This is a genomic window from Kitasatospora sp. NPDC058406, assembly GCF_042722765.1.
GTDB lineage: Bacteria > Actinomycetota > Actinomycetes > Streptomycetales > Streptomycetaceae > Kitasatospora.
The window spans coordinates 1-8515 of the sequence record NZ_JBHXKE010000320.1 but is presented as its reverse complement, the minus strand read 5'-3'; the positions used below and the strand labels follow the sequence as shown (position 1 = coordinate 8515).

At 67.9% G+C, this 8515-nt stretch carries 8 protein-coding genes and 5 pseudogenes; 6 read left to right on the top strand and 7 right to left on the bottom strand.

Translation table 11 applies throughout. The features are described 5' to 3' along the window. A pseudogene (locus ACFWOG_RS37125) lies at positions 1 to 95 on the bottom strand (IS5/IS1182 family transposase); the annotation flags it as partial. 234 nt (positions 96 to 329) lie between these two features. On the opposite strand from ACFWOG_RS37125, the pseudogene ACFWOG_RS37120 reads away from it, so the two are divergent. Continuing rightward, positions 330 to 1492 (top strand): annotated as a pseudogene (locus ACFWOG_RS37120) (IS110 family transposase); the annotation flags it as partial. A 25-nt stretch (positions 1493 to 1517) separates the two neighbouring features. Here ACFWOG_RS37120 and ACFWOG_RS37115 read toward each other — a convergent pair. Then, positions 1518 to 1859 (bottom strand): annotated as a pseudogene (locus tag ACFWOG_RS37115) (transposase); the annotation flags it as partial. 65 nt (positions 1860 to 1924) lie between these two features. On the opposite strand from ACFWOG_RS37115, the gene ACFWOG_RS37110 reads away from it, so the two are divergent. Both ACFWOG_RS37110 and ACFWOG_RS37105 read left to right on the top strand, forming a co-directional pair. Continuing rightward, complete coding sequence (locus ACFWOG_RS37110; RefSeq protein WP_380363853.1) at positions 1925 to 2395, top strand: SDR family NAD(P)-dependent oxidoreductase; 471 nt, start codon at positions 1925 to 1927, stop codon at positions 2393 to 2395. Further along, positions 2356 to 2687 (top strand): annotated as a pseudogene (locus tag ACFWOG_RS37105) (transposase family protein); the annotation flags it as partial. The gene ACFWOG_RS37110 and the pseudogene ACFWOG_RS37105, both read left to right, overlap by 40 nt. A gap of 9 nt (positions 2688 to 2696) precedes the next feature. On the opposite strand, the gene ACFWOG_RS37100 reads toward ACFWOG_RS37105, so the two are convergent. Together ACFWOG_RS37100 and ACFWOG_RS37095 are read right to left on the bottom strand one after the other, a co-directional pair. Beyond that, the gene (locus ACFWOG_RS37100) at positions 2697 to 3230 is read right to left on the bottom strand and encodes a transposase (protein ID WP_380363851.1); all 534 of its coding nucleotides are present in this window, start codon (positions 3228 to 3230) and stop codon (positions 2697 to 2699) included. After that, on the bottom strand, positions 3227 to 3766 hold the full coding sequence (locus ACFWOG_RS37095; protein ID WP_380363849.1) for a winged helix-turn-helix domain-containing protein: 540 nt from the start codon (positions 3764 to 3766) through the stop codon (positions 3227 to 3229). The genes ACFWOG_RS37100 and ACFWOG_RS37095 overlap by 4 nt, the downstream gene beginning before the upstream one ends. A 61-nt stretch (positions 3767 to 3827) precedes the next feature. Here ACFWOG_RS37095 and ACFWOG_RS37090 point away from each other — a divergent pair. Then, positions 3828 to 3992, top strand: a pseudogene (locus ACFWOG_RS37090) (ISL3 family transposase); the annotation flags it as partial. Here ACFWOG_RS37090 and ACFWOG_RS37085 read toward each other — a convergent pair. Then, positions 3967 to 4362 carry a hypothetical protein gene (locus ACFWOG_RS37085; protein WP_380363857.1) on the bottom strand — a complete coding sequence of 132 codons (396 nt, stop codon included), beginning with the start codon at positions 4360 to 4362 and terminating at the stop codon, positions 3967 to 3969. The pseudogene ACFWOG_RS37090 and the gene ACFWOG_RS37085 overlap by 26 nt on opposite strands. Positions 4363 to 4511: 149 nt before the next feature. Next, on the bottom strand, positions 4512 to 4808 hold the full coding sequence (locus ACFWOG_RS37080; RefSeq protein ID WP_380363847.1) for a hypothetical protein: 297 nt from the start codon (positions 4806 to 4808) through the stop codon (positions 4512 to 4514). 875 nt (positions 4809 to 5683) lie between these two features. Between ACFWOG_RS37080 and ACFWOG_RS37075 the strand changes: the two genes are divergently transcribed. Then, a complete protein-coding gene (locus tag ACFWOG_RS37075) occupies positions 5684 to 7852 on the top strand; it encodes a SpoIIE family protein phosphatase (protein ID WP_380363845.1) in 2169 nt (722 codons plus the stop codon). 116 nt (positions 7853 to 7968) lie between these two features. Here the strand turns inward: ACFWOG_RS37075 and ACFWOG_RS37070 are convergent, their stop codons facing one another. Then, entirely contained in the window at positions 7969 to 8190 is a 222-nt protein-coding gene (locus tag ACFWOG_RS37070; protein WP_380363843.1) for a hypothetical protein, read from the bottom strand. A 140-nt stretch (positions 8191 to 8330) separates the two neighbouring features. Here ACFWOG_RS37070 and ACFWOG_RS37065 point away from each other — a divergent pair. Then, a partial coding sequence (locus tag ACFWOG_RS37065) for an SMP-30/gluconolactonase/LRE family protein (RefSeq protein ID WP_380363842.1) occupies positions 8331 to 8515 on the top strand: 185 nt, incomplete at its 3' end.

Genomic DNA, 8515 nt, shown 5'->3' with positions numbered 1-8515 from the left:
GCGAGCGAGAGGGGTAAACCGGTACGTTCGGTGAGCAGGTGGATCTTCGACCCGTACTTGCCCCGATCGACAGGATTCGGACCTGTCAGCTCCCCGCTACCGTTTTCGTGGCCCCGCAACGGGGTTCCCGGCCTCCCGGCCCGGCATGACTTGATCCCCTTGTCGATCATGATCGAAAAGGTGGTGTCACCGGGCTCGGAGGCGTTGGCAGACCGCTGACGAGGGGCTTGAGCGCCGAACCCATGCCCGGGTGAGGCAGGCTCTCCGTACCGTGGATGCCGGCACGCCGATGCCGCAGGGCCGGGAGGACGAGTCCTGGGGAGGAGCAGTTGACCAGCACCGACGGCATAGATCTCTATCTCGGCCTGGACGTCGGCAAGGGCGAGCACCACGCGACCGCGCTCACCCCGGCCGGCAAGAAGGTCTTTGACAAGGCACTGCCCAACAACGAGCCCAGGCTCCGTGAGCTGTTCACGAAACTGCAGGCCAAGCACGGGACCGTACTCGTGGTGGTCGACCAGCCGGCCACCGTCGGCGCCCTGCCGCTGGCCGTCGCCCGCGCCAGCGGCTGCCGCATCGCCTACCTGCCCGGCCTGACCATGCGCCGCATCGCCGACCTCTATCCCGGCGAGGCGAAGACCGACGCCCGCGACGCGCACGTCATCGCGGACGCCGCCCGCACCATGCCACACACCCTGCGCGACCTGGTGCCGAGCGACGAGACCGTCGCCGAGCTCGAGATGATCGCCGGATTCGACGACGACCTCGCGGGCGAATCGACCAGGATCAAAAACCGCCTGCGCGGCCTGCTCACCCAGATCCACCCGTCCCTCGAACGCGTCCTGGGCCCACGACTCGACCACCCCGCGGTCCTCGCCCCGCTCGAACGCCACGTCGACTGGTCGCACTGCTGCCGCCCAAGGCCCCGCGGATGGCCGAGCGGCTCGTCGAGGACATCTTCACCGCCCTCGACGAGCAGACCGTCGTCGTCCCCGGCACCCAGGCCGCCGCACTGATCGTCCCCAGCCTCGCCACCTCACTCACGGCGGTCCTCGACCAGCGCAAACTCCTCGCCGCGAGGATCGAGGAACTGCTGGAGGCCCACCCTCTTTCCCCGGTCCTGATCCCGATGCCCGGCATCGGGATCAGGACCGCCGCCCGGATCCTCGTAGACGTCGGCGACGCAAGCGCCTTCCCGACCGCCGGCCACCTCGCGGCATACGCTGGTCTGGCGCCCGTCACCCGCGCCTCCGGCTCCTCGATCCGCGGCGAACACCCCTCCCGTCGGGGCAACAAACAGCTCAAACGAGCCTTCTACCTCGCCGCGTTCGCATCCCTGTCCCAACCCGAGTCACGGGCCTACTACGACCGGAAACGACGCGAAGGCAAACACCACGTCGCTGCCCTCGTCGCACTCACCCGACGCCGCATCGACGTCCTCTTCGCCATGCTCCGAGACGCACCCTCTACCAGCCACCGACCGCCGCTACCGGTTGACGAAGACCATAGGGGCACCTTTTCAGGGCCCTCATGTTCACCGAGTCGACCGCGCACCTCGACCAGTCCAGCTCACCTCGCGCGCCGAGCTCCTCCAGGACCACCCGGTGGAGCTTGGCCCAGACCCGGGCCCTGCTCCACTCGGTGAACCGCCGATGGGCGGTCGGGCCGGACGGGCCGAAGCATGGCGGCAGTTGGGCCCAGGTGCACCCGGACGTCGCGACGAACACGATCGCCGCCAGCACCTCGCGATCCCCGTGGCGCCGCCGGCCACCACCCTGCGGGCGCACCGGAGCGTCCGGCACGACCAACTGGAACAACTCCCACAGCTCATCCGGCACCAGCCGCTCCACGATCAGCACGCCCGGAGTCTACTCAACCCACCCAAATGAGATGTCTTCTTGATGTCAACAGGCGCGGTGTCGACATGACAGCGCAGATATGCCGCCGCTTCCACGGCAAGGTTGCTGTGATCACCGGCGCGGCCGCCGGTATCGGCGCGGCGACCGCGCGGCGCCTGGCCGCAGAGGGCGCGGCGGTGGTGATCGTCGACATCGCCGACACCGCGGGCCGGGCGGCGGCCGAGACGATCACGCAGCAGGGCGGGCGGGCCGGGTACCGGCACGGGGACGTGACGTCCGCGGCCATGTGGGAGGAGTTGGCGGCGCACGTGCGCGAGCGCTACGGGCGGCTGGACGTGCTGCACAGCAACGCGTACGCGGTGGTCGTCAAGCCCGCGCACGAGCTGACGGAGGCTTGGTCTGTACGGTCTTCGGCTCTGTCACGTAATCGGTGGCAACAAAGGGTGACGACTGTCGTTTTCATGATGTGCGCGATGTCAATGAGCGTGTGGGTGTGGTGTTTTCGGGGTTGTCGGCCCTGCTTGTCGAGGGTGTGACGGATGAGGGCGAGGTCATCCAGGTGTCGGCGCGGACCGGGACGATCCGGTGCCGTGCCCGAAGTGCGGGCAGCTGACGGGGCGGGTGCACGGTTTCCACAGTCGGAGGGTCGCGGACGTGCCGGTGGACGGGCGGCGGGTCGTGGCGTCGGCACGGGTACGGCGCGTGGTCTGCCCGGTCCTGGGCTGCCCGCGGCAGACCTTTCGCGAGCAGGTCCCCGACCTGCTCGAGCGCTACCAGCGGCGTACGCGCCGGCTCGCCGACCATCTCGATGAGGTTGTGAAGGAGTTACTGAGGTTTTCAGGGTGGGGTCGGTGGTCTGAGAGTCAGGCCGGTGGCGGTCAGGCATCCGTCGATCAGGTGGGGTCGGAGTTGGATTCGGCGCAACTCGCGGCGGAGTGTGCGGTCGAGGTCGTCGGGCGTTCCGAAGGCGGTGTTCGCCATCGCTCTGCACACGAGTGACCAGACGGCCTCGACGGGGTTCAGGTCGGGTGCATAGGGCGGCAGACGGACGGTGGTGAGCCAGTCGTGTTCGGCCTCGTACCGTTTCAGCCCTGCTGACAGGTGGGTGTTGAGATTGTCCCAGACGACCACGATCGGTCCGCCGAGTTGGATGTGGGCCCGGACGAGCAGATCGCGGTAGTCCTTCCAGGAGAAGCTCTTGCGGGCTCCCTTGAGGAGGAGATGGTTGCGGGGCCGGTAGATCAGCCGGCTCTCGCCCGGGCGATAGCAGCACAGGGCGGCCACCGAGGTCCGGCGGCGGGATCTGCCACGGACCCGGACGACGGGGGTGTCTCCGCGCCGGCCCCAGGTGCGGGCGCGGGGCGGCGTCATGGAGAATCCGGCCTCGTCCTCGAAGACGATCCAGCCCCCACACGCCGCCCCGATGCTTTTACCCGCGGCCACACCTCCTTCTTCCACAGCTCCACCGCATGCTCGTCACGCTCGAGGGCCCTGCGGGCGGGTGCCTGCCAGGACCAGCCGTGCCGCTTCAGTAGCCGCCACACCGTCGGGACCGAAAGACTGAGCTGCAGCCGGCGCTGAATCACGCTCCGCACCCGGGCCAGCGTCCACCGCTCATCCGCGAAACCATGCGCGGTCGGCCCCTTGCCGAGTTCCTCCTCGAGCACGGCGAACTGGGCGTCGGTGACAGTCGGGGAGTTGGCCGGCCCAGCTGAACGCAGTGCCTCCATCCCGCCCTCACGCCAGGCACGACGCCAGCGTTCCACCGACCGCACGCTCACCCGCAGATCCTTTGCGATCACCGTGGTCTTCTCACCCACCGCGAACCGCATCCCGGCCTGGAACCGGATCCCCTCACGAAACGCCCGACGCTCAGCGGTCAGGCCCCCACCCTCCGGATACCTCACACCAACGGCATACCGCAGGGATCACGAACCGTCACTACCCGACGACAACCCGAAATGCTCAGTAGCGGGCCGGGCGGGCGCCCGCCTCTCCCATGTCCTGGCCTGTTGTATTTCCCGCCCGACTGCCCTGCGCATGCTCATGCGCAGGCTGGTGCCATCGCTGCGCGTCCCTCGCGTGCTCGGCGTTGACGACTTCGCCCTCAAGCGTCGGCACCGCTATGCGACCGCCCCAGGCGCCGCAATTTCCGGCCCGCCTTGGAGATCATCCGTTCACGCACCGGCATTGGCTGAAATAGCCCTGCCCTCAGCTGCGAGCGGATCCGGTCCAAGTACGCTTCGGCCCCGAATGCCTGAACGTGGTCGGCGCGAAGGCCGTCCACGCCCGCAGTCCGGGCTCCAGTGTTGCCTGCGACCCGAACGAACGCCACCACCAAAGTGGCCGGTTCACATACGAAGTTGAACACATCGTCGAACCGGAAGCCGTGATCGACAACCGCCCAACGGTGCAGTTTGACCTGCATCCTCCGCACCCGTAACTCGGCGGACTCAGCCTCCGACCACGCGACCGGGGCATCCACCCCGGTGTCTTCAGACATTGCAGTACCTCCCTTGCAATCTCGCTACCGGCCGTCGCCATGTGGCCGGAATGCGTGGTGTCACTCTGCGTGCTGAACCACTGGGCGACGATGGTGCCGACCGACTGGTTCCGCCAGTTCTCGGCGGGCAGGTAGTTGGCGAAGGTAAATCAGTGGCTGCCCGCGTCGAGGTCCTTGATCACCAGCTCGGACTTGAGGGACTTGCCGTCGGCGGAGACGTGGACACGCGCGGCATTGCCCCCCTTTCCTCTCGGCACGGGCCCGACCGCGATCGTTCTGGTACCCAGCAGGGCCAGGTAGGGCAGTTTCTGGGATGACTCGAAGTCCCAGGAGCGGGCGTCTGCGGCATGCGCCGGCGCGGCGGCCGGCACGGCGAGCAACAGGGCGGCCATGCCAGCGGCGAGCAGGCGGACGGGGCGGGCGGGAAGGGGCGATGAGTGGTGCACAGACCTGTCCTCGTACGGGGGCTGGGACTTCACCCGTTGATCAGCAGCGGAGCGGACGCGCGCACCGTGGGGAGGGTTGGGCTCGGGCCGCCGTGCAGGGGATTCCGGACCGCGAAGGGGGCAGGACCGGTCGCGGCAGCCGAAGCCGGCTCGCGTATGTGGGATGCGAAGACCTGGCGACGGTGCCCTCACACCGAACCGGAGCAGGCCGACGGGCCGGTCGGATCAGACAGACTGGGGCGTTCGGCGACGTCAGCGATCCGGTTGGGCGACGCGCAAGCACCCGTCTCGCGACGATGGGCGGCGACAAAAGGCTCGCTCGCATGAGGACTCCTTCTGTCATGGGTGGACGGCCGGTCCCCGAGCGAGCGCCCTCCCGCACTTGGCGCGTACTCGGGGACCGCCCGCACATGTTCAGAGCGCCCCCGACCGAGGCCCCCCATAGTGTTGTCGTTCCGCTATTCCCCGAGCCTCCCGGACCGCCCGCCGGATCTGCTTCAACCATTGACCGTCCACTGACAGCAACCGGGGCATCGTAGGATTCGAGTCGCGCATACGACACCGCTTCCGGACAATGGAGATCCACAGACAGTCGTTGGGAAGGTCTCGTGATGGCTGGCCCCGCGGCGGGACCCCCTGGTCCACCGTCCGCTCCGTTCGACCTGCCGGTCGTCGCGACGGCGGAGCTAAATACGGAGGGCGTGGTCGTCGGTTGGACGGAAGCAGCTGAGAGCCTTCTCGGATATCCAGCGGAGGCGATTCTCGGCCGGTCCGGTCGAACACTGTTGGCCGAGCCCTACACTCCGACGGGACTCACAGGGAAGGACGGACCGCAATCAGGAGTGATCACGGCTCTGCACCGGGACGGGCACCGCATGAATCTCGGCGTTCAGGCCGACCCGTTGGCAGCTCCTGACGGAAACAGGCGCTGGCTGTTATCCGGCGTCGATCTCGGATCCACCCCGTGGTGGGGAGTGAGCCGATCCCTCCTGGAGCGTTTTCTCACCCGCTCACCCTTCGGCATGGCAGTCCTGGACACGGACCTCAGATACGTCTGGACGAACATCACCCTCGACCGCATGGCCGGCGTCTCCAACGAGGCACGGCTGGGGCGGCGGATGAGCGAGGTGCTTCCTCGGCTGGCCCCCGGAGCGTTTGAGGCCCAGATGGAGCAGGTCCTTCACACGGGTGTGCCCGTCCTCGATTTCGAGTACCACGGCTATACGCCGGCCGATCCCGGCCGCGAACACGCTTTCTCGACATCGGTCTTCCGCCTCGACGACGTGCAGGGGCGGGTGATGGGTGTCTGCTACATGGGCGTCGACGTCACTGACCGCTGGCGCGCCAGGGAGCGCCTCGCTCTCCTGAGCGAGTCCGGCGGCCGCATCGGCAGCACGCTGGACATCAGCCGCACGGCTCAGGAGCTGACCGATGTTGCCGTCCCCCGGATGGCCGACCTGGTTTTGGTCGACCTACTCGACTCGGCCCTGGAAGGTGAGGAACTGCGTCCTCTCCCCCGACACGGAGTTCCACCCCTGCGCCGGGTCGCGCAGCGCTCGCTCGAGGAGGGCTATCCGGAGGCGGTCGTAGCGGTCGGTGAACCATCGGGATACGGGCCCTCCTCCCCCTTCGTCCGCTGTCTTGTCGAGGGCCGGGCGATCATCGAACCGACCCTGTCACCGGCCGATGCGCACTGGCTCGCCGAGGACACCTTGCGCACCGACGCAGTGCTCGCCTTCGGTCTGCGCTCGCTGATGGTGGTTCCGCTGCGGGCGCGCGGCACTGTCCTGGGTGTGACCGTCTTCGTCAGGCGTGAACGCGCGGAACCGTTCGACCAGGACGACCTGAGGCTTGCCGAGGAGTTCGTCGCCCGAGCCGCTCTCTGTATGGACAACGCCCTGCGCTACACCCGCGAACACACGACTGCACTGACGCTCCAGCACAGCCTGCTGCCGCACGAACTGCCGGCCATCGGCACTGCAGAGGTGGCCTCGCGGTATCTGCCGGCCCATGGCCGGGAGGGGGTGGGCGGCGACTGGTTCGACGTCATCGCACTGTCCGGCGCCCGGGTCGCCCTTGTGGTCGGCGACGTGGTGGGACACGGGATCAACGCGGCCGCCACCATGGGGAGGCTCCGCACAGCCGTACACACACTCGCCAACCTGGACTACCCCCCCGACGAGATGCTCGCCCACCTCGACGACCTGGTTCTGCGGCTTATCGATGAAGAGCCCGACGGTTCGGCCACCGCCGCCGTCCTGGGAGCCACCTGCCTGTACCTGGTCTGGGACCCGGTAGCGCAGACGTGCACCATCGCCCGGGCCGGGCACCCTCCCCCAGCCCTCGTCGCCCCCGACGGCACCATCTCCTTCGCCTCCGTGCCGGCCGGGCCGCCGCTCGGCCTGGGCTGGCTTCCTTTCGAGTCAGCAGAGTTGGAAATCACCGAGAACAGCCTTCTAGTCCTGTTCACCGATGGCCTGGTGGAGCGCCGAGACCAGGATATCGACGTCGGCCTGCATGAGCTGCAAAACGTCCTTGCCGAATGCGCCGGCTCGCCGGAGGAGATCTGCGATGCGGTCCTGAGCCGCCTGTGCGGCGGCCCCCTGAAAGACGACACCGCGCTGCTGGTGGTGCGGTGTCATGCGCTCGGGCCGGACCAGGTGGTCTCGTGGGACCTCCCGTGCGACCCGGCAGTCGTGTCGGAGGCCCGGTTCCTGACCACGAACGCGCTGACACGTTGGGGGCTGGAGGAGCTTTCCTTCACCACTGAACTGATCGTCAGTGAACTGGTCACCAACGCTATCCGCCATGGCACAGGCCCGATCCAGCTCCGCCTGATCCGACACGCCGGACTCATCTGCGAGGTCGCCGACAGTAGTAGCACCTCACCACATCTGCGCCACGCTCGGACCACGGACGAAGGTGGCCGCGGCATGTTCCTCATCTCGCAGATGGCCCAGCGGTGGGGCACCAGGCACACCAACAGGGGGAAGATCATCTGGTCTGAACAGTCCTTGCCACGTACAGGTTCCCCGAATCTCTGACCACTCGGGTACGGGGTCGGGGGTACGGGCCGACCGATTAGCCTCCACGTTTCGGTTGGACGTTTCTGCAGATAGAGCGTATATCGTGACCGTTTTGGGTGGGTAATTCCCCTGGTTCAGGGGGCTGCTCGCCACAATCTGGTGATGCGCCAGATGATCTCGGGGCACAGCAACGGCGCCCCCGATGGCAGAAGATCGACCAAGATCCGGCTGTCTGCAAGGGGGCGCTTCCCGAGATCGATCACTTCCAGCAGCCAGCGGCGCACGGTGGAGGCGGACATGTCGTTGCCGCCGGCCATGTCGCAAAGCCGCTGGTCGTGCCGCAGCATCGCGAGCACGATGACGGCGATCTTCCCGGGCGCAAACTCCCCGGCACCAACTTCCTGTCGCTCGCCGAGGCTTCCGTCTACACCTCCCAGAACTGACCTACATCCAGGGGGGAGCGGACCGGGCCGGGGCAGAAACCGTTCCCGGCCCGGTGACCCGACCCGGTGCCCGCGCGCCGACCGCGAGCCATCGAGTACCACGTCGTTTCTTAGCCCTCCTCGCACCCGACGGCACCACCGAATGGCTCGCCCGCCCCGAAGACCACGCACGCGTCCCCACCCGCATGAACGACGGCGCCTGCGACCCCCACGGCCGGTTCTGGGCCGGCAGCATGCC